Here is a 19,879-nt window from a genome sequence, read left to right as displayed (position 1 = left end):
GTTCACTCTAGCCGATGATCGGGTGTGGCGAGCAATTCCGTCATGGCGTCGGGCGCCGCGTGAGGTGTCCGGAATCCTGCCGGCGGACCGCCTCGATGTGCGTACTGTGTCGGCATGACGACGGCGTTCGTGCTGTCCGGTGGCGGCAGCCTTGGGTCCATCCAGGTCGGCATGCTGCTTGGTCTCGCCGAGGCGGGCATCAAGCCGGATCTGGTCGTCGGCACCTCGGTCGGTGCCCTCAACGGCGGGTGGATCGCCGCGCGGTCGGACCACGACGGGGCCCTGGCGCTGGCCGACCTGTGGCGGACGCTGTCCCGGCGCAAAGTGTTCCCGACCAGCCCGAGCATGGGGTTGCTCGGGTTCTTGGGGCGTCGGCCGCATCTGGTGTCCGACATCGGGATACGCGCCCTGTTGCAGCAGAATCTGCGGTTCCGGCGGCTGCAGGACGCGCCGACGCCACTGCACGTGGTGGCCACCGACGTGCTGTCCGGGCAGGATGTCCTGCTGTCGTCAGGGGATGCCATCGACGCGATCGTCGCGAGCGCCGCCATCCCCGCCGTCCTTCCGCCGGTGCGGATCGACGGACGCGATCTGGTCGACGGCGGCGTGGTGAACAACACACCGTTGTCGCATGCGGTGGCGCTGGGCGCGACCGAGGTGTGGGTGCTGCCCACCGGCTACTCGTGCGCCATGCCCCAATCCCCAACGGGCGCACTGGCCATGGCCATGCACGCGTTCACGCTCGCGATCAACCGGCGGCTGGCCACCGACGTCGAGCGGTTCGAAGGGTCGGTCGACCTCCACGTCGTGCCGCCGCTGTGCCCGGTGCGGGTGTCGCCCATCGATTTCTCCCGCTCGGCCGAGCTCATCGAACGATCACTCCAGTCGACGCGACGCTGGCTGCCGACCGATCGCACGGGGATCCGGCAGTCGGAGCTGCTCGAGTTCCACCGGGACTGAGGCCCTTCGTGGGCCTCGGGTGCGAGGACTACTTCAACACGTTGACCGCCCGGGCCACCACCAGCGCGGTGGTCGACACCGCCACCATCGACTGGACGGTCATCATCGTCTTGGCCCAGCGCGACAGCGGCATGGTGTCGGTGGGGGAGAACGCGACCACGTTGGTGTAGCTGGTGTACAGGTAATCGACGAAAGTCGGGCGCCAACCGGGTTTGGCGTTCTGCGGGTCGCACATCTGCGGGAACTGGAAGTCCGGGTACGGGTTGTCGCCCGCACGCCGGGCGAAGGGGCCGCCGCGATCCAGCTCCCAGTACCAGATGCCGAACACGATGATGTTGGTGATGAAAATCGCTGCGCCGCTGCCCAATAGGACACCGGCGTCGTTGCTCACCCTGCCGGACAGGATGTTCAAATCCAAGATGATCGCCGACGCCGTGTTGTCCAGCGTGATGGCCGCGGTCAGCACGATCATGGTCCACCGGCCGACGGTGGTCTGGCGGGACAGCCGAACCGGATTGATGACCATCAGGACGGCCACCAGCAGCAGTTCCAGCGTGATCAACGGCCACCGGGGTATTTCCGGGACGGTGTACTGCACCGGGATCGCGCGCTGCAGCGTCACCGCGGCGAGGATCGCGACGATCACCGGCAGCCGATTCTCCGGATCGCCAGGCCGGAGCCACGACGGCACGTGGTGCTCGGCGCTGCTGGTCAGGCGGTGAGTCCGCTCGATGAACGTCCTGACCGCCGGCGGCACCGGTTCTGATGTGGGGTCCATTCGCTCAGTTTCGCACCGAGATGACACCATTAAGCGGTGTCTGCCGAGCTGAGCCAGGGAACCCACAGGTCGTCGCCGCTTGCCGCGGCCGACATTGATGCGGCTGCCCGGCGAATTTCCGCGGTCGTGACGCGTACCCCGCTGCAGTACAGCGATCGGCTGTCGGCGCTGACCGGCGCCCAGGTCTACCTCAAGCGTGAGGATCTGCAGGCGGTGCGCTCGTACAAGCTGCGTGGTGCCTACAACCTGTTGATGCAGCTCTCCGACGAGGAGAAGGCCGCCGGCGTGGTGTGCTCGTCGGCGGGCAACCATGCGCAGGGTTTTGCGCTGGCCTGCCGCTCGATGGGTGTGCACGGCCGCGTCTACGTCCCGGCCAAGACGCCCAAGCAGAAGCGGGACCGCATCCGGTACCACGGCGGCGACTTCATCGAGCTGATCGTCGGGGGCGCCACGTACGACCTGGCTGCCGCGGCAGCGCTCGAGGACGTCGCGCGCACGGGCGCCACACTGGTGCCGCCGTACGACGACCTGCGCACCATGGCCGGGCAGGGCACCATCGCGGTGGAGCTCCTCGAGCAACTGGACGTCGAACCCGACCTGGTGATCGTGCCGGTCGGCGGCGGCGGTTGCATCAGCGGGATCACCACCTACCTGGCCGAACACACCAGCGCGACGGCTGTGCTCGGGGCCGAGCCCGCGGGTGCGGCGTCGATGATCGCGGCGCTGGCCAAGGGGGAGCCGGTGACCCTCGAGCACGTCGACCAGTTCGTCGACGGGGCGGCGGTGGCCCGGGCGGGCACGTTGACGTACGCGGCGCTGGCCGCTGCCGGCGACATGGTGTCGGTGACGACGGTCGACGAGGGCGCGGTCTGCACCGCAATGCTCGACCTGTACCAGAACGAGGGCATCATCGCCGAGCCCGCCGGTGCGCTGTCGGTGGCGGCGCTGATGGAGAACGGTGTCGAGGCCGGGTCGACGGTGGTCTGCCTGATCTCCGGCGGCAACAACGACGTCTCGCGGTACGGCGAGGTGCTCGAGCGGTCGCTGGTGCACCTGGGTCTCAAGCATTACTTCCTGGTGGATTTCCCGCAGGAGCCCGGCGCGCTGCGGCGGTTCCTCGACGAGGTGCTCGGGCCCAATGACGACATCACGCTGTTCGAATACGTCAAGCGCAACAACCGGGAGACCGGCGCGGCGCTGGTCGGCATCGAGCTCGGTTCGGCCGCCAATTTCGACGGCCTGCTCGACCGGATGCATGATTCCGGCATCCATGTCGAGCCGTTGGAGCCGGGCTCGCCGGCGTATCGGTACCTGACCTAGGTTCGGCGGAGGATGGCGAACGAATGTCCCGGCAGCAGAGTCGATTCGCCGACCTGAGGCGCGGCTGACGAGAGCACCGGCTCTCCAGTGACGGGCACCGTGACGGGTTGTTCGCCGAGATTGCACGCCACGGCAAACGCCCCGCGGTGCATGACGATCCACCGGTCGGCTTCGTCGAACTCGACGCGCAGCTGATCCAGCCACGGATTGGCGAAGTCGGGTTCGGTGCGCCGCAACGCAATCAGGTCGCGGTACAACTGCAGCAGCTGCGCGTGCGGGCCGGTGTCGGCTTCGTCCCAGTCGAGTTTAGAGCGGTGGAACGTCGCAGGGTCCTGGGGATCGGGGATGTCCTCGGCGGCCCAGCCGTGATCGGCGAACTCCGCCTTGCGCCCCGCTGCGGTCGCGCGGGCCAGTTCGGGTTCGGGGTGCGAGCTGAAGAACTGGAACGGCGTCGATGCTCCCCACTCTTCGCCCATGAAAAGCATTGCCGTATAGGGTGATCCGAGCACCAATGCGGCCTTGACCGCGAGTTGCCCGAAATCGAGATTCTGCGACGGACGGTCACCGAGCGCCCGGTTGCCCACCTGATCGTGCGTGCACGTATAGGCCAGCAGTCGGGTGGCCGGAAGCTGTGCGGTGTCCAGCGGCCGGCCATGGCGCCGGCGCCGGAACGACGAATACGTGCCGGCATGAAAGAAGCCGTGAGTGAGGGTGGTGGCCAGGGTCTGTAGAGACCCGAAATCGGCGTAGTAGCCCTGCCGTTCGCCGGAGACGGCGGTGTGGATGGCGTGGTGGATGTCGTCGTCCCACTGCGCGGCGAGCCCGTAGCCGCCGTGGTCCCGCGGGGTGATCAGCCGTGGGTCGTTGAGGTCGCTTTCTGCGATCAGGGACAGCGGGCGGCCCAATTCTTGTGCCAGCGCGTCGGTTTCGGTGGCCAGCTCCTCCAGCAGGTGAACGGCTGTGGTGTCGACCAGCGCGTGCACCGCGTCCAGGCGCAGGCCGTCCATGCCGAAATCCCGCATCCAGCGCAGCGCGCAGTCGATGATGAAGCGACGCACCGCATCGGACTCGGCATCGGCGATGTTGACGGCTTCGCCCCACGGTGTCCGGCCCACGGTCAGGTACGGCCCGAACTTCGGGAGGTAATTCCCGGATGGGCCGAGGTGATTGAACACCGCGTCGAGCAGGACACCGAGACCACGCCGGTGGCAGGCGTCGACGAACCGGACGAGGCCCGAGGGGCCGCCGTAGGGTTCGTGGACCGCGTACCACAGCACGCCGTCGTAGCCCCAGCCGTGACTGCCGCTGAACGCGTTGACCGGCATCAGTTCGACGAAGTCGACGCCGAGGTGGACCAGGTGGTCCAGCCGCTCGATGGCGGCGTCGAACGTGCCGGCCGCGGTGAAGGTGCCGACGTGCAGTTCGTAGATCACTGCGCCGTCGATGGCCCGGCCGGCCCAGGGGGCCACGGGCTCGGACTGCCACAGCTGCGAAAGGCCGTGCACGCCATCGGGTTGCCGCGGCGACCGGGGGTCAGGAAGTGGTCGGGCTTCGTCCAGGATGAAGCCATACCTGGCGTCCACCGGTACGTCGACCGTGGCGCGCCACCATCCGTCATCCGAGCGGTGCATCGGGTGTCTGGCCCCGCCGGCCTCGAGTGCGACGGCCTGCGGTGTCGGGGCCCATACCGAGAATTCGTGGTCAGGCACCGGTCTTCTCCAACAGCGCGCCGGGCAGTTCGGCGAACAGTGCTTCGGCGGCCACGGTGCCCGACCAGGCGCTGCCGGTCAGGCGGTCGGTCCAGTCGCCGTCCGGCAGGGTGAGTGTCGTCTCGCCCCAACCGGTTTCGCCGAGCTTCAGGGTCCACCGGGGGACGGCCACCAGCACATCGCTGCCACGCCGGAAGGCGATCACGTGGTCGGCGGCGGGTCCCGCGGCGGCGACGGGTGTGTGATCGCCCGACAGGTACGTGGCCGGCCGCTCCCGGCGCGACCGCAGTGCGTTCGCGACGACCCGGATCTTGGGGTGGCTCAACGTCGTCAGTTCGGTCTGGCGGAGAGCGAAGTCGACCGGACGACGGTTGTCCGGGTCCACCAGGCTGTCGTCGAACAGCTCGGTGCCCTGGTAGACGTCGGGGATGCCCGGCACGGTGAGGGCCAGCAGCTTCTGCGCGACGGCGTCACCACGCGCGGCCCCATCGAGCTCCGCAACGAATGCCGTGACCTCGCCCGCGACCGGACCGTCGAGCAGGGCGTCGATCCAGTCGTGCAGGCCGCCTTCGAATTCGGGGTCCGGTCGCTCCCAGTTGGTGTGCAGCTCTGCTTCGCGGACGGCCTTCTCGGCGTAGGCGTGCAACCGCCGGCGCAGGGTGTCGTCGACCTCGCCCGATGCGGGCCACACGCCGATGATGTTCTGCCACAGGAACAATCCGGTGCCCTCGTCGGGTGGGACGCACACCTTGTTCCAGCGGAGGACGCGCTGTGACCACCGCTCGGCGCGCTGGGACAGCACCGTGATGCGGGCCCGGACATCCTCGTTGCGCTTGGTGTCGTGCGTGGACAGGGTCACCATGGTCGCCGGCCAGTCTCGTGCGCGCGCCGCGGCACGGCGGTGAAAGTCGGCCGTGCCCATGCCGAACAGTTCGGGGGTGCCGCCGACCTCATTGAGAGATACCAGGCGGGCATCGCGGTAGAACAGGGTGTCCTCGACCGCCTTGGCTGTCACCGCGCCGCACAGCTGCTGCAACCGGGCGGCCGGCTCCGGCTGATTCACCGCATCCGCGAGCTGTGCCACGGCAGGCGCCAATTCCGGTGACGCGGCGACAGTTTCGCTGATGGCCTGCGGCAGCATCGCGGACAGGGACCGATAATCGGTGCGGTATGCGTCGACGCGGCTGACCACGTCGGCGATGGCCGCCGGCAGGGAAGGGTCGTCGGTTCCGGTGGCACGCACGATCGCCCGGCGCAGTCGGGCCAGCTCGCTGGACAGGACCTCGGTGGCCACCCGGATCTTCAATTCCCGGGTGCCGCAACGCGTCTCGCGAGCCAACTCCGTCAACGGGCCAACGCCGTCAGGGTCGACGAACAGCCCGCCGATCTCCCGCAGTACGTCGTACCCGGTGGTGCCGCCGATGGGCAGGCTGGGTTCCAGCGGCTCGTCGGCAGCGAGGATCTTCTCGGCGACGATCCACGCGCCGGGTCCGGTCAGTTCGCGCAGCCGCGCCAGATAGCCTGCGGGATCGGTCAACCCGTCGATGTGGTCGACCCGCAGCCCGGCCACGAGCTCCTCCCGGAACCAGCGGCCGATCTCGGCGTGCGTCGCGTCGAACACCGCCGGATCCTCTTGGCGCACCGCCGCCAGTGAGGTGATGGAGAAGAACCGCCGGTATCCGCAGGAGCCGGACTGCCAACCCGTCAACCGGTACGCCTGCCGGGCATGGATCTCGGCGGCCGTGCCCGCGCCGGTGCCGGGCCGGATCGGCCAGATCCGGTCGCCCAGTCGCAGCACGTCACCGTCCACGGTCAGGCCGTCGGCATCGGCGTCAGAACCCAACACGGGCAACACGATGCGGCCGTCGGGGTCCAGGTCCCAGTCGATGTCAAAGAAGCCGGCGAACCGAGATGAACGCCCATATGTCAGGACGTCCCACCACCACGGATTCTGCTCGGGATGTTCGACGCCGACGTGATTCGGCACGATGTCCACGATCAGCCCCATGCCGCGCTCTCGCGCCGCCGCGGAGAGCCGCGAAAACCCTTCCGGCCCGCCGAGTTCCGCTGAGACGGCTGTCGGGTCGGTGACGTCGTAGCCGTGCGTCGACCCGGTGACGGCGGTCAACACCGGCGACAGGTAGAGATGCGAGACGCCGAGATCGGCGAGGTAGGGCAGCAGTGCGCGCGCGTCGTCGAACGTCATGCCATCGCCGCGCATTTGCAGTCGGTATGTGGAGATGACCGGCGACACGGGCACTGTGTTCACGCTGTCTTACGCAACACCAGTAGCGAGCGGGCCTGCAGCGAGATCGTCTCGCCGGCGGCGGCCACCAATTCGGTGCGCCCGTGTGGATCCGCGGTGTCGAGGTCTGCCGCCCACTTCTCGCCGTAGCCCTGGCCGGGGATCACGAATTCCAGCTCCTCGTCGTGGGCGTTGAAGCACAACAGGAACGAGTCGTCGGTGACGCGCTCACCCCGCGCGTTGGGTTCGGGTATCGCATCGCCGTTGAGGAACACCGAGATGCTCTTGCCGAAGCCCGAATCCCAATCCTCCAGCGTCATCTCGTCGCCGGCCGGGGTCAGCCAGGAGATGTCGCGGACCTGTCCGCTGCTCCGGATCGGTTGCCCGGCAAGGAACCGGCGGCGGCGGAACACCGGATGCCGGCGTCGCAGCGCCACGACGGTGCGGGTGAATTCCAGCAGCGCCGAGTTGGTCTCGAGCATGCCCCAGTCCATCCACGACAGTGGGTTGTCCTGGCAGTAGGCGTTGTTGTTGCCCTGCTGGGTGCGCCCGATCTCGTCCCCGTGGCTGATCATCGGGGTGCCCTGCGACAGCATCAGCGTCGCGAAGATGTTGCGGCGCTGTCGTGCCCGCAGCGCGAGGACCTCGGGATCATCGGTCGGGCCCTCGACACCGCAGTTCCAGGACCGGTTGTGACTCTCGCCGTCCCGGTTCTCTTCGCCGTTGGCTTCGTTGTGTTTGTCGTTGTAGGACACCAGATCGGTCAGGGTGAAACCGTCGTGGCAGGTGACGAAGTTGATGCTGGCGCTGGGGCGCCGGCCCGTCGCTTCGTACAGGTCCGACGAACCCGTCAGCCGGGAGGCGAATTCGCCCAGGGTTGCGGGCTCGCCCCGCCAGTAATCGCGCACAGTGTCGCGGTATTTCCCGTTCCACTCGGTCCACAAACCTGGGAAGTTGCCGACTTGGTAGCCGCCCTCGCCGACATCCCACGGCTCGGCGATCAGCTTCACCTGACTGATCACCGGATCCTGTTGCACCAGATCGAAGAAAGCCGAGAGTCGGTCCACGTCGTAGAACTCGCGGGCCAGGGTCGAGGCCAGGTCGAAGCGGAAGCCGTCGACGTGCATCTCCAGCACCCAGTACCGCAGCGAATCCATGATCAGCTGCAGGGTGTGCGGGTGCCGGGCGTTGAGGCTGTTGCCGGTCCCGGTGAAGTCCTTGTAGAGCGACGGGTCGTCGTCGTCGAGCCGGTAGTAGGCGGCGTTGTCGATGCCACGGAAGTTCAGCGTCGGGCCGAGGTGGTTGCCTTCGGCGGTGTGGTTGTAGACGACGTCCAGGATGACTTCGATGCCGGCTTCGTGGAACGACTTCACCATCGTCTTGAACTCGGCGACCGCGCTGCCGGCGTGCTGGTTCCCCGAGTACTGGTAGTGCGGCGCGAAGAAGCCGAACGTGTTGTAGCCCCAGTAGTTCCGGAGACCCAGGTCCAGCAGCCGGTGGTCGTGCAGGAACTGATGCACCGGCATCAGTTCGATCGCGGTGACGCCGAGCGACCGCAGGTGCTCGATGATCGCCGGGTGTGCGAGTCCGGCGTACGTGCCCCGCAGTTCCTCGGGGATGGCCGGGTGGGTCTGCGTCATGCCCTTGACGTGGGCCTCGTAGATCACCGTCTCGTGGTACGGCGTCCGGGGCACCCGGTCGTTGTCCCAGTTGAAGAACGGGTTGATCACCACGCTGGTCATGGTGTGCCCCAGCGAATCAACACCCGGGGGTTTGCCGGTGGCCGACGGCTCAGAAGGCCCGGCCAGGTCGTAGGAGTACAGCGCCTGGCCGAAGTCGAAGTCGCCGTGGAAGGACTTGCCGTAGGGGTCGAGCAGCAGCTTGCTCGGATCGCAGCGGTGGCCCGCCGCCGGATCCCACGGTCCGTACACGCGGAATCCGTACCGCTGTCCGGGCGTGACCGCCGGCAGATAGCAGTGCCACACATAGCTGTCGACCTCGTCGAGGTTGACCCGTTCCTCGGTGCCGTCCTTGGCGATCAGGCACAGCTCGACGCGTTCGGCGACTTCGGAGAACAGCGAGAAATTGGTACCGGAACCGTCGTAGGTGGCACCGAGGGGATAGGCGCTACCAGGCCAGACGCCAACAACCATGAAGGCAGCTCACCACCAGCCGGTGGCAGCCCCGACCTGGCGGCCGAGTTCGGCGGTCATGGTCCGCATGTAGGTGGCGGACAGGTGATGAGAGTCGTGGTACAGCAACACATTTCCCTCCACAGCGCGGCAGTTGTCGGGGCGGCACACCGCGTCACTCATGTCGAGCGGTTTCAGCAGTGGGAACTGCGCGACGAAATCGAGGGTCGGGTTGTGGTCGGACAGTACCTCGGAGCGGGCGATACCGCAGGACGTCGAATTGCCGCCGCTGGCAAGGCAGTCGGCCGGGAAGAAGGGCTTACCGTCGCGAACCAGCCAGGGTGTGTCGCGCATGGCCAGAATCGGGATGTTCGCGTCGGACAGCCGCTGCCAGATGCCGATGTAGGTGCCCGGCATCACGTCACCGGGCTTGATGTTCCAGGGACGGGTGGACGTGGTGAACACGAAGCTCGGGTGGTCGGTCACGAGCTTCGGCATGACCAGCTCGTTCCACTCGTAGCACTTCGGGTACGGCCGGTTGTCGCCCATCACCAGGGGGTTGGGCTCGGTCGACAACGGACAACCCATCTTCAGATACGTCACCACTTTGAAGTGGTACCGCTTGCCGAGGAGGTCCAGTGCGGTGATCCAGTGCTCGGCGTGCGAGCCGCCGGCCAGCGCGATGGTGCGGGGCGCCTTCGCGTCGCCGTAGGTGCAATTGCGGATGGACAGGTCGTCGAAATCGGCGATACAGCCATCAGCGGTCGTCGCCGGCACGTCGTCATGGGCTTCGAGCACCGTCGGGCGGAACGGCAGCTTCGGCACCCTGGCGTGGTGGAGCAATGCGCGCGCACCCGGGTAGTCGACGGGGGACAGCGTGGCGAGCTCCTTGCCGTTGGCGCGTGCGGTGTTCATGTGCTCGCGCCAGGTGAACGCCGTGGCGGTCAATGTCACGCCCATCAGGGCGACGACGGTCGCCAGCAGCGCCGTGGGCCGCCGCAACCGGCGCCAGCCGGCAGAACCGGCCGACGCCGACGGCCGGCGCAGCGGGCTCTCCACGTAGCGGGTGGTCAGCCAGGCAAGTATCCCGGACACCACCAGCACGGCGGTGCCGTCGACGAAGTGCGCCCGGCTGTGGCCGCTGTAGGCCAGCCAGAAGATCAGCAGCGGCCAGTGCCAGAGGTAGAGCGAATACGACATGGCGCCCAGAGACAGGAACGGGCCGGTGGCCAGCAGCCGGTTCGGCGCGGGCAGGCGCTCGGTGTGGTTCGCGGCGCTGAGGATGAAGAGCATGGTCGCGCCGACCGGAACCAGCGCCCACGGTCCGGGGAACTCCCGCACGCCGTCGATCAGGGCGCCGCACGACAGGATCGCCGCCAGCGCGACCACCGACACGATGTTGCGCAGCCACATCGGCCACCGGACCGTCGGCACCAGCGCGCCGACGAGAGCGCCCAGCAGCAGCTCCCAGGCGCGGGCGAAGCTGTCGTAGTACGCACTGACCTGGTCCGCCTGGTGCGCGACGATCGCGTACCCGAACGACACCACGGTCAGCGCAGTGAGCAGCGCGATGAATGCGGGCCGCAGCCGGTCACCGAGCCGGCGCCGGAACAGATGCGCGAAGCCGAAGATCAGCGCCAGGAACGCGACGTAGAACTGGCCCTGCACCGACATCGACCAGAGGTGCTGCAGCGGGCTGACGGATTCGCCGGCCCGCAGATAGTTCGACGCGGTCTCGGCGAGCTCCCAGTTCTGGTAGTAGCCGAGGCTGGCCAGGCTCTGGTCGGCGAACGTCTCCCAGCGCGTCTGGGGCTGGATCAGGATGGTCAGCACCGCGCCCGCGGCCAACACGACGATCAGGGCGGGAAGCAGACGACGGACCAGCCGGCGCAGCTGCGGACCGGGGGACAGCGGCGCTTCCGACGTCAGCGCGATCCGGAGGAGTTTGCCACCGAAGAAGAAGCCGGACAGCGCCAGGAAGACGTCGACTCCGCCGGAAACCCGGCCGTACCAGACGTGAAAGGCCGCGACCATGGCGATGGCGATACCGCGCAGACCGTCCAGGTCGTGGCGGTAGAACGCACTCGGCGCGTTGCCCGCCGCGGCGTCTGCACCGCCGTCGGTGACGCGCGCGGCGTTGCCCGACCCGGGCTGCGACGCCGGCCGCGGTGCTGCAAGAGTCGTCATGGTCGGATGCCAATCTACCCAAGATCCGGGGCTCGTTCATGTAGCGGCGAGTCGGCCGCTCGCCGAGGACGCCGGTTCCGACGGGGCGGGACGGCGATTAGGCTCCGTCATCGTGCCAGCGCTGAACCCTGCCGAAATCTCGGCGATCGACACCGCCCACATCTGGCACCCGTACAGCACCATCGGTGCCGACGCGTTGCCGGCGGTGGTTGCCACCGAGGCGCACGGCACCATGCTGACGCTCATCCACGAGGGCCGGCCGGTCCAGGTCATCGACGCGATGAGCTCGTGGTGGACGGCCGTGCACGGCCACGGGCACCCAGTGCTCGACGCCGCGATCACCCGGCAGCTGAGCAGGATGAACCACGTCATGTTCGGTGGATTGACGCACGAACCGGCGGCCCGGCTGGCGCAGCTGCTGGTGCAGATCACCCCGGCCGGTCTGGACACCGTGTTCTTCTCGGATTCGGGTTCGGTCTCCGTCGAGGTCGCCGCGAAGATGGCGCTGCAGTACCAGCGCAGTCTCGGCCGCCCAAGCCGGCACAAGCTGATGACCTGGCGCGGCGGCTACCACGGCGACACTTTCACCCCGATGAGCGTCTGCGACCCCGACGGCGGCATGCACTCGATCTGGACCGATGTCCTGATGCCACAGATCTTCGCCCCGCGGGTACCCACGGAGTTCGACCCGGCCTATGTCGAGGCCTTCGAGGCCCAGCTCGCCGCGCACGTCGATGAACTCGCGGCGGTCATCGTCGAGCCGGTGGTCCAGGGCGCCGGCGGCATGCGGTTCCATGACCCGCGTTACCTGACGGCGCTACGCGACATCTGTACCCGGCACGACGTGCTGCTGATCTTCGACGAGATCGCGACCGGCTTCGGGCGCACCGGTGAGCTGTTCGCCGCGGACCACGCCGGCGTCAGCCCCGACATCATGTGCGTCGGCAAGGCACTGACGGGTGGCTACGTGACGCTGGCGGCGACACTGTGCACCGCCGAGATCGCGCGGGTGATCAGCTCCGGCGAGCCGGGCGCGCTCATGCACGGGCCGACGTTCATGGCCAATGCACTGGCGTGCGCGGTGTCGGTGGCAGCGGTCGAGCTGTTGTTGAGCGGGGATTGGAAAGCGCAGGTGGCGGCCATTTCGGAGGGGCTGCGACACGGCTTGGCGCCGGCGGCGGAGTTGCCCTCGGTCGCCGACGTGCGCGTGCTGGGTGCCATCGGCGTCGTCGAGATGCGCGAACCGGTGGACATGGCCCTCGCCACGGTCACCGCGATCGAGCACGGGTTGTGGCTGCGGCCCTTCGGCAAGCTGGTGTACGTCATGCCGCCCTTCATCTGCACGCCCGCGGAGATCGACCAGATCACCTCTGGTGTGGTCGCCGTGGCCCGTGCGTTAACCTGAACACCGTTCAATTGCACTGGAGTCAGGAGCGCGCCGATGACCGATCACTCGCCGCTGGCCTGGCTCGCTGATGTCGAACGCAAGCGCCGGGCCGCGGGCCTGCGCCGCTCGCTGCGGGTCCGGCCCGCGGTGGCCACGGAACTGGACCTCGCCTCCAACGACTACCTGGGTCTGTCGCAGCATCCCGCCGTCATCGAGGGCGGCGTGACGGCGCTGCACACCTGGGGCGCGGGCTCCGGCGGCTCCCGGCTGGTGACCGGCAACACCGAGCTGCACGAGGATTTCGAGGCCGAGCTGGCCGACTTCATGGGCGCCGAGTCGGCCCTGGTGTTCTCCTCCGGTTACACCGCCAACATCGGTGCGGTGGCGGCGCTGTCCGGTCCGGGCTCGCTCGTCGTCTCCGACGCGTACAGCCACGCCTCGCTGGTGGACGCCTGTCGGCTGTCCCGGGCACGGGTGGTGGTTTCCCCGCACAACGACGTCGGCGCCGTGGAGACCGCGTTGGTCAGCCGCTCGGAGGAGCGCGCAGTGGTGATCACCGATTCGGTGTTCTCCACCGACGGCGCACTGGCCCCGCTGCGTGCCCTGCACGAGGTCTGTCGCCGGCACGGTGCCCTGCTGATCGTCGACGAGGCCCATGGCCTCGGCGTGCGCGGTACCGGCGGGCGCGGCCTGGTCCATGAGGTCGGCTTGGCCGGAGAACCCGACATCGTGGTGACGACGACGCTGTCCAAGTCGCTCGGCAGTCAGGGCGGCGTGGTGCTGGGCCCCGCCGCGGTGCGGGCCCACCTGATCGACGCCGCCCGAACGTTCATCTTCGACACCGGCCTGGCTCCGGCTGCCGTCGGCGCCGCGCGGGCGGCGCTGCAGGTCCTCGTCGCCGAGCCGTGGCGGGCACAGGCCGTGCTGACCCACGCCGCGACGCTGGCCAGGTTCGGTGGCGCTGTCGGCACCCCCGACTCCGCCGTCGTCTCGGTGATCCTCGGTGACCCCGAGGTTGCGCTGGCCGCGGCGTCGGCCTGCCTGGACCGTGGGGTCCGGGTCGGCTGCTTCCGGCCCCCGACCGTGCCCGCCGGTACCTCGCGGCTGCGGCTGACCGCGCGCGCCTCCCTCGACGACGCCGAACTGGATTTGGCTGGTCGGGTGCTCGGCGAGGTGCTCGCGCTGGTGCAGGCGTGACGGTCCTGTTCGTCGCCGGTACCGACACCGGCGTCGGCAAGACCATCGCCACCGCGGCCCTGGCCTGCGCTGCTCGACAAGCCGGTCTGGACGTCGCGGTGTGCAAGGTGGTGCAGACCGGAATCTCGCCGGCCGCCGGCCACGGTGACGACGACCTGGCCGAAGTGGGACGGCTGGCCGGGGTCACCTCGCTGGTGCCGGGCTGGCGCTATCCCGAGCCGCTGGCGCCCGTCGCGGCCGCCGCACTGGCCGGCATGACGCTGCCGTCCCGCGACGAGCTGATCGCGCTGATGAAGAACGTGGACCGGCCCCGTCAGCTGACGCTGGTGGAGGGCGCCGGGGGACTGCTCGTCCAACTCGGCTCCGACGGCACGACGTTGCGTGACCTGGCCGTCGAGCTCGGCGCCCCGGTCCTGGTCGTCGTCGCGCCGGGCCTGGGCACCCTCAACCACACGGGCCTGACGGTCGAATCGCTTGCCGCCCATGGCATCGCGTGCGCCGGATTGGTGATCGGCAGCTGGCCGCAGGAGCCGGGGCTCGCAGAGGCGTCCAATCGGGGCGCGCTGGACAACATTGCCCCGGTGCGTGCGGTGCTGCCCGCCGGCGCCGGCCGGTTGTCGCCGGGGGAGTTCGCGACCGTCAGCGTGGCAGCCTTTGCTCCACAATGGGTTTCGAGCCTGGTCGGCTGACATGGTGCACTCGGTCGAGCTGCTGTTCGACCTCGACACCGAGGCCGTGATCCGGTCGCTGTGGGATGACCTGCGGGATGCGGGGATCGCCGCTGCGCCGCCCGCCGCACGTCCGCACGCCACCCTGTGCGTCGCCCAACACATCGATGACACGGTGCTGCCGGTGTTGGCCGGTCTCGTCGCGAGGTTCCCGTTCCGCGCCCGCCTCGGCACCACGCTGGTGTTCGGCCGCTCAGCCGGAATCCTGGCGCGGCTCGTGGTGCCCAGCGGCGAGCTGCTGGACCTGCATGGTGAGGTCTGTCGACTCAGCGCACCGTATCTGCGGCCGGGTCCCATGCCCCACACCGAGCCGGGTGACTGGACGCCGCACGTCACCCTGGCGCGTCGGGTCCCGCCGGACCGGCTGGTCAGGGCACTCGGTATCGCCGGCCGGCCCGCGGAGATCGGCGCGACAGCCAGTGGGTTGCGGCTGTGGAATGGCAACGCCCGCACGGAGATTCAGATCAGCTGACGCGTCGGGTCAGTTGTACGGCCAGTTGGCCGACCGTTGCGATACCTGGCCTCGATTACGCGGTGTCCGCGTCCATGCTGACGGCGTGTGCCGCCAGCCCGTCGATCAACAGGTTCAGGCCGAAAGTGAAACGGCCACCGGCGTTTTCGGACCACACCGAGTCTCCGTCGGCCACGGCCGCGCCGGCCGCATCCCACTGGAGGCGGGACTGTTCGTCGGCGGTGAAGCCGAGCACGTAGTACACGATGGTGCGCGCCGCGAGGTCGCCGTCGTCGGCCGTGAGCCCCGACTCGACGCACGCGTCGGCGAGGGCCGCCACGATGCGGCTCAGCTCGGCCGATCGTCCGGCGGAGAAACTGGCCGAGACCAGCTCGGCGCCGTCGGTGGCGGACAGCAGGGCGTCGCGCAGTGCCGAGCACAGCGTCACGATGCGGTCGGGCCACTGGCCGCTCACCGGTCCGCTGACCGGGAGGGGAGCCGCGACCGCCAGGAGGCGGTCGGCGACAGCGCCGAGGAGCTCCTGTTTGTCGGCGAAATGCCAGTACAGCGCGCCTGGGCTGACGCTCAGTTCACGCGCCAGCCTGCGCATGGTCAGGTCGGCGATCCCGTAGTTGTCCAGGATTTCGGCGGCCTTGGCCACCACGTCGCTTCGGTGCAGTTGCACGTCTGTATCCTAAACACCGTTCAAGTTGTAGGCCGCAGTCGGCCTGGAGTAAGGAGTGCCGATGACTCAGGCCGCGACCGATGTACTGGGTGTTGCCCGCGAGCAGGTGCTCGAGCGTGGCGAAGGCTTGAGCCAGGAGCAGGTGCTCGAGGTGCTGCAGCTGCCCGACGACCGGCTGGAAGACCTGCTGGCCCTTGCACACGAGGTGCGGATGAAGTGGTGCGGTCCCGAGGTCGAGGTCGAGGGCATCATCAGCCTGAAGACCGGCGGCTGCCCTGAGGACTGCCATTTCTGTTCGCAGTCCGGTCTTTTCGCGTCTCCGGTGCGCAGCGCCTGGCTGGACGTCCCGAGCCTGGTCGAGGCCGCGAAGCAGACCGCCAAGACCGGCGCCACCGAGTTCTGCATCGTGGCCGCGGTGCGCGGGCCCGACGAGCGTCTGCTGGCCCAGGTGGCCGCGGGCATCGAGGCCATCCGCAATGAGGTCGACATCCAGATCGCGTGCTCGCTGGGCATGCTCGATCAGGAGCAGGTCGACCGGCTCAAGGCCATGGGCGTGCACCGCTACAACCACAACCTGGAGACCTCGAAGTCGTACTTCCCGAACGTCGTCACCACCCACACCTGGGAAGAGCGGTGGCAGACGCTCGAGATGGTGCGCGAGGCCGGCATGGAGGTCTGCTGCGGCGGCATCCTCGGCATGGGCGAGACGCTCGAGCAGCGCGCCGAGTTCGCCGCGAACCTGGCCGAGCTGAACCCGCACGAGGTCCCGCTGAACTTCCTGAACCCCCGCCCGGGCACCCCGTTCGGTGACCTCGAGGTGCTGCCGGCCGCCGACGCGTTGCGCGCCGTCGCCGCGTTCCGGTTGGCCATGCCGCGCACCATGCTGCGCTTCGCCGGTGGCCGCGAGATCACCCTCGGAGACCTGGGCGCCAAGCAGGGCATCCTGGGCGGTATCAACGCCGTCATCGTCGGCAACTACCTGACCACGCTGGGACGCCCGGCCGAGTCCGATCTGGAACTGCTGGACGATCTGCAGATGCCGATCAAGGCCCTCAACGCCACGCTGTGATGACTCGCGAGTTGCCCGCACCCGTCAGTGCTGGCAAGTTCAACGTGTACACCGGTGTCGCGGCGGATGCCGTCGACGGCGCCGTCATGCCGACCACGGCCCAGCTCGGTCTGGAGGCGCCCCGGTTCTGCGCCGAATGCGGTCGACGGATGGTGGTGCAGGTGCGTCCCGACGGCTGGTGGGCCAAGTGCTCACGGCACGGGGTGGTGGACTCGAAGGACCTGGAGACCCAAAGGTGACCGAAGGCGTCCAGCGCGCCGAAACCGCGCGGCAGCCGAAGCTTTCGCATCGCGCGGCCGCGCTGCGGGTCGTCGTCGGGTTGACACTGACCGGCGCACTCGGTGGGGTGCTGTGGGCGTTTCTGGCGCCGCCCGTCGACGCCGTGGTGGCGTTGACCAAGAAGGGTCAGCGCATTCACGGGTACTTCGGTGATGAGTCGGACCGGGTGTTCCTGGGCGGGGCGCTGGCCGTTGGTCTGCTGACGGTGATCGCCGTGGTGGCCGCCACGCTGGTGTGGCAGTGGCGGGCGCACCGTGGGCCGGTCCTGGCCGGCGCACTGGCGCTCGGCAATGTGGCCGCGGCCGGAGCGCTCACCGGCGTCGGTGCCGTCGTCGCGCACTGGCGCTACGGGACGCCGGACCTTGCGGCCACGGCGCTGTCTCCCGAGCACCGGGTGGGCTACCTCGTCGAGGCGCCGCCGGTGTTCTTCGGCCATTCGCCGTGGGTGATCGCGACGACGCTGTTCTTCCCGGCCGGCGTCGCCGCGCTGGTGTACCTCTTCTGCACGTTGGCGACCAAGCGCGACGATCTGGGTGCCTGGCCGCCGGTGGAGCCGGCGCCCCTGGCATCGGCGGGCGTCGCGCTACCGAGCGCCGACGCGGTTGCGGCTACCGACGCCCAATAGGACGTCCCAGCAGAACCTTCGTGCTGACCACACCCAGCTTGATCAAGCCGAGGTAGGTCGCCGGGTTCAGCAGGACCGGCCACGAGGTACGCACGGTGGGGCCCAGCGGCTTGCCGGCGAACCGGTCGGCCAGCCAGCTCAGTGCCATCGGTGCGGCCAGCGGGTGCAGGACGATGTGCTCGCTGAGGATGTCCCGGTGGTAGGTCACGTGGGAGCCGCCCATGATGTAGGTGTCGGTCAGCTCGTCGATGTTTCCGACCGCGATGATCTGGTCGTACACGGCCTGCATCACCAGCAGCGGCGGGGTCGGCGCGGTCTTGCCCAGCTTGATGCTCTCGAAGACATGCTGCACCTCGGGAGTGTCGAGCACCTCATGCAGCGGCGACTTCAACAGGCTGTCCATGTCGAGCCCGGCGTGCCGGAGGACGGCCTCGGCGGTCGTCATGCCCTTGATGTTGCGCAGCATCGCCTTGCCTGCCTCGGTGGCGTGCTCGTGGATGACGCGGTTCAGGCCCGGGTAGATGTGCATGAGCGCCGCGATGACGGTGGCCGGCAGACCGGCTTTGGCGGTGCCGTTCAGCTGGCGGAAGACGTTGCCCAGGTTGGCAACCGGCGAGCCGAGGGCAGCGCCGACGACGTTGAGCTCGGGTGCATAGTCCGCGTATTCCTCCGCGGCCCAGGAGCTGGCGAGGCCGCCGCCCGAGTAGCCCCACAGGCCGATCGGCGCGTCGGCGTACAAGCCGAGTGATTCGGTGTTGATGGCGGCGCGCAGGCCGTCGAGGATGTGGTACCCGGGCTCGTGCGGGGCGCCCCAGATGCCGTCGGTGCCTTCGTGGTCAGGGATGGACACCGCCCAGCCCTGCGCGAGGACGCCGGCGATGAGCATGTATTCGAGCTGCGCCACCGAGCCGAGGGCCCGGGCGCGGCGCCGCAGGGCGTAGGACGGGAAGCAGGCGTCGGAGACCGCGTCGATGGCGCACTGGTAGGACACGATGGGACAACGGCTGTCCGGGTTGTGGTCGACGGGCAGCAGCACGGTGGTCACTGCAGCGTGCGGGGTGCCGCCCAGGTCGGTGCTGCGGTACAGGAGCTGCGTGGCGGTGACGCCCTGGGGGATGACGCCCATGAAGCCGAGCTCGACATCGCGGGACCGCAGGACCGTACCGGGCGCGGTGAGCTCGAAGCCGACGGGCGGCACGTAGAACGCGTCGTCGCTGGGCCGCAGGGGGCGGATGCCGGACTGGAGCTCCTCGTGGTACGGCTGGCCGATCCACTCGGCGTCGAACGCCCTGGCTGCATTGCCCATGGTCATCGGGAAATCATGTCTTAAGGAACCCTTAAAAACCAATTCTGGCTCGCGAAATGTGGCCCGAAAGTGACCTACGTCACGGCCCGTAGGTTAACTAGGTGGGCGTAGCGCGGCGAACTCGTCGGTGACGCGGTATGTCGAGTCGGTGAACCGGTACAGCGCGGCAGGACGGCCGCCGCTGCGTCCGGACCGGGCGGTCGTGCCCGTCGGGGTGATGACGCCGCGCCGGGCCAGTACGCGCTGCAGGTTGGTCGGATCCACCTGGTGGCCCAGGGTGGCGGCGTAGATGTCGCGCAGCGTGGTGAGGGTGAATTCCTTTGGCGCCAAGGCGAATCCGATGTTGGTGTAGGACATCTTGGCGACCAGCCGGGCGTGCGCATGGGTGATCATCGGGCCGTGGTCGAAGGCCATGGGCGGCAGTGCCGACACCGGATGCCAGCGCGTGTCGCCCGGCAGTTCGGGTGTGGCGGGGGAGGGCACCAGGCCGAGGAAGGTCGAGGCGATGGTGCGCGGCCCCGGCACGCGCCCGGGATCGGAGAAGACCGCGAGCTGCTCGAGATGGGTCAGTTGGCGCAGGTCGACCTTCTCGGCAAGTTGTCGGCGGACTGAACTCGTCATGTCTTCGTCGTGTCGCAGCTGGCCGCCCGGTAAGGACCACGCGCCGCGCTGCGGTTCCATGGCGCGTTCCCACAGCAGCACGCTGAGCTGCGGCTTTTTGCTGGCGAGGGCGCGCACCTGAAACACGACGGCGAGCACTTCATGCGCAGTGCTAGTATGTGGCATGTTTTCGATCATAAGTCGAAAACCTGGCCAGGTTC

At 68.6% G+C, this 19,879-nt stretch carries 17 protein-coding genes; 9 read left to right on the top strand and 8 right to left on the bottom strand.

Annotated elements, in window-relative coordinates:
- The first annotated feature begins 114 nt into the window (after positions 1-114).
- Positions 115-960, top strand: coding sequence for a patatin-like phospholipase family protein (locus tag G6N59_RS05570; protein ID WP_138231171.1), 846 nt, complete (start codon positions 115-117; stop codon positions 958-960).
- 28 nt (positions 961-988) lie between these two features.
- Here G6N59_RS05570 and G6N59_RS05565 read toward each other — a convergent pair whose 3' ends face one another.
- Positions 989-1,738 carry a hypothetical protein gene (locus tag G6N59_RS05565; protein WP_234884292.1) on the bottom strand — a complete coding sequence of 250 codons (750 nt, stop codon included), beginning with the start codon at positions 1,736-1,738 and terminating at the stop codon, positions 989-991.
- A 36-nt stretch (positions 1,739-1,774) separates the two neighbouring features.
- On the opposite strand from G6N59_RS05565, the gene ilvA reads away from it, so the two are divergent.
- Positions 1,775-3,058, top strand: coding sequence for a threonine ammonia-lyase IlvA (gene ilvA / locus G6N59_RS05560; protein WP_138231170.1), 1,284 nt, complete (start codon positions 1,775-1,777; stop codon positions 3,056-3,058).
- Here the strand turns inward: ilvA and treZ are convergent.
- Genes treZ through G6N59_RS05540 form a run of 4 tightly spaced genes read right to left on the bottom strand, consistent with a single transcriptional unit; the run spans position 3,055 to position 11,331 of the window.
- Positions 3,055-4,767 (bottom strand): malto-oligosyltrehalose trehalohydrolase, encoded by a 1,713-nt coding sequence (gene treZ, locus G6N59_RS05555; protein WP_138231169.1) that lies wholly within the window; start codon positions 4,765-4,767, stop codon positions 3,055-3,057. The two genes, ilvA and treZ, sit on opposite strands and share 4 nt — an antisense overlap.
- A complete protein-coding gene (gene treY, locus G6N59_RS05550; RefSeq protein WP_268815809.1) occupies positions 4,760-7,021 on the bottom strand; it encodes a malto-oligosyltrehalose synthase in 2,262 nt (753 codons plus the stop codon). Before treY ends, treZ begins: the two co-directional genes overlap by 8 nt.
- 11 nt (positions 7,022-7,032) lie before the next feature.
- The gene (glgX, locus tag G6N59_RS05545) at positions 7,033-9,165 is read right to left on the bottom strand and encodes a glycogen debranching protein GlgX (protein ID WP_138231167.1); all 2,133 of its coding nucleotides are present in this window, start codon (positions 9,163-9,165) and stop codon (positions 7,033-7,035) included.
- A 9-nt stretch (positions 9,166-9,174) separates the two neighbouring features.
- Positions 9,175-11,331: an acetyltransferase SucT gene (locus tag G6N59_RS05540; RefSeq protein ID WP_138231166.1), complete on the bottom strand. Its 2,157-nt coding sequence runs from the start codon at positions 11,329-11,331 to the stop codon at positions 9,175-9,177.
- Positions 11,332-11,443: 112 nt separating this feature from the next.
- Between G6N59_RS05540 and G6N59_RS05535 the strand changes: the two genes are divergently transcribed.
- From G6N59_RS05535 to G6N59_RS05520, 4 genes are read left to right on the top strand one after another with little or no spacing between them, the layout of a single operon-like run.
- On the top strand, positions 11,444-12,736 hold the full coding sequence (locus G6N59_RS05535; protein ID WP_138231165.1) for an adenosylmethionine--8-amino-7-oxononanoate transaminase: 1,293 nt from the start codon (positions 11,444-11,446) through the stop codon (positions 12,734-12,736).
- Between the two features lie 36 nt (positions 12,737-12,772).
- Positions 12,773-13,915 carry an 8-amino-7-oxononanoate synthase gene (locus G6N59_RS05530; RefSeq protein WP_138231164.1) on the top strand — a complete coding sequence of 381 codons (1,143 nt, stop codon included), beginning with the start codon at positions 12,773-12,775 and terminating at the stop codon, positions 13,913-13,915.
- Positions 13,912-14,604 carry a dethiobiotin synthase gene (gene bioD / locus G6N59_RS05525; protein ID WP_138231163.1) on the top strand — a complete coding sequence of 231 codons (693 nt, stop codon included), beginning with the start codon at positions 13,912-13,914 and terminating at the stop codon, positions 14,602-14,604. The genes G6N59_RS05530 and bioD overlap by 4 nt, the downstream gene beginning before the upstream one ends.
- A gap of 1 nt (position 14,605) precedes the next feature.
- Complete coding sequence (locus G6N59_RS05520; protein ID WP_138231162.1) at positions 14,606-15,115, top strand: 2'-5' RNA ligase family protein; 510 nt, start codon at positions 14,606-14,608, stop codon at positions 15,113-15,115.
- Between the two features lie 55 nt (positions 15,116-15,170).
- Here the strand turns inward: G6N59_RS05520 and G6N59_RS05515 are convergent, their stop codons facing one another.
- On the bottom strand, positions 15,171-15,779 hold the full coding sequence (locus G6N59_RS05515; protein WP_138231161.1) for a TetR family transcriptional regulator: 609 nt from the start codon (positions 15,777-15,779) through the stop codon (positions 15,171-15,173).
- Between the two features lie 61 nt (positions 15,780-15,840).
- Between G6N59_RS05515 and bioB the strand changes: the two genes are divergently transcribed.
- The 3 genes from bioB to G6N59_RS05500 are packed head-to-tail and all read left to right on the top strand — an operon-like array spanning position 15,841 to position 17,752.
- Positions 15,841-16,848: a biotin synthase BioB gene (bioB, locus tag G6N59_RS05510; protein ID WP_138231160.1), complete on the top strand. Its 1,008-nt coding sequence runs from the start codon at positions 15,841-15,843 to the stop codon at positions 16,846-16,848.
- Positions 16,848-17,087: a biotin synthase auxiliary protein BsaP gene (bsaP, locus tag G6N59_RS05505; RefSeq protein WP_043398517.1), complete on the top strand. Its 240-nt coding sequence runs from the start codon at positions 16,848-16,850 to the stop codon at positions 17,085-17,087. The genes bioB and bsaP overlap by 1 nt, the downstream gene beginning before the upstream one ends.
- Positions 17,084-17,752 carry a DUF2567 domain-containing protein gene (locus G6N59_RS05500; RefSeq protein WP_138231159.1) on the top strand — a complete coding sequence of 223 codons (669 nt, stop codon included), beginning with the start codon at positions 17,084-17,086 and terminating at the stop codon, positions 17,750-17,752. The genes bsaP and G6N59_RS05500 overlap by 4 nt, the downstream gene beginning before the upstream one ends.
- Here the strand turns inward: G6N59_RS05500 and G6N59_RS05495 are convergent.
- Both G6N59_RS05495 and G6N59_RS05490 read right to left on the bottom strand, forming a co-directional pair.
- The gene (locus G6N59_RS05495) at positions 17,736-19,064 is read right to left on the bottom strand and encodes a lipase family protein (protein WP_138231158.1); all 1,329 of its coding nucleotides are present in this window, start codon (positions 19,062-19,064) and stop codon (positions 17,736-17,738) included. The two genes, G6N59_RS05500 and G6N59_RS05495, sit on opposite strands and share 17 nt — an antisense overlap.
- Before the next feature lie 87 nt (positions 19,065-19,151).
- On the bottom strand, positions 19,152-19,844 hold the full coding sequence (locus G6N59_RS05490; protein ID WP_138231157.1) for an NUDIX hydrolase: 693 nt from the start codon (positions 19,842-19,844) through the stop codon (positions 19,152-19,154).
- Positions 19,845-19,879 lie beyond the last annotated feature (35 nt).

This window comes from Mycolicibacterium aubagnense, from assembly GCF_010730955.1.
GTDB lineage: Bacteria > Actinomycetota > Actinomycetes > Mycobacteriales > Mycobacteriaceae > Mycobacterium > Mycobacterium aubagnense.
Note: the sequence above shows the minus strand (reverse complement) of the source record. Positions and strands in the feature narration are given on the sequence as shown.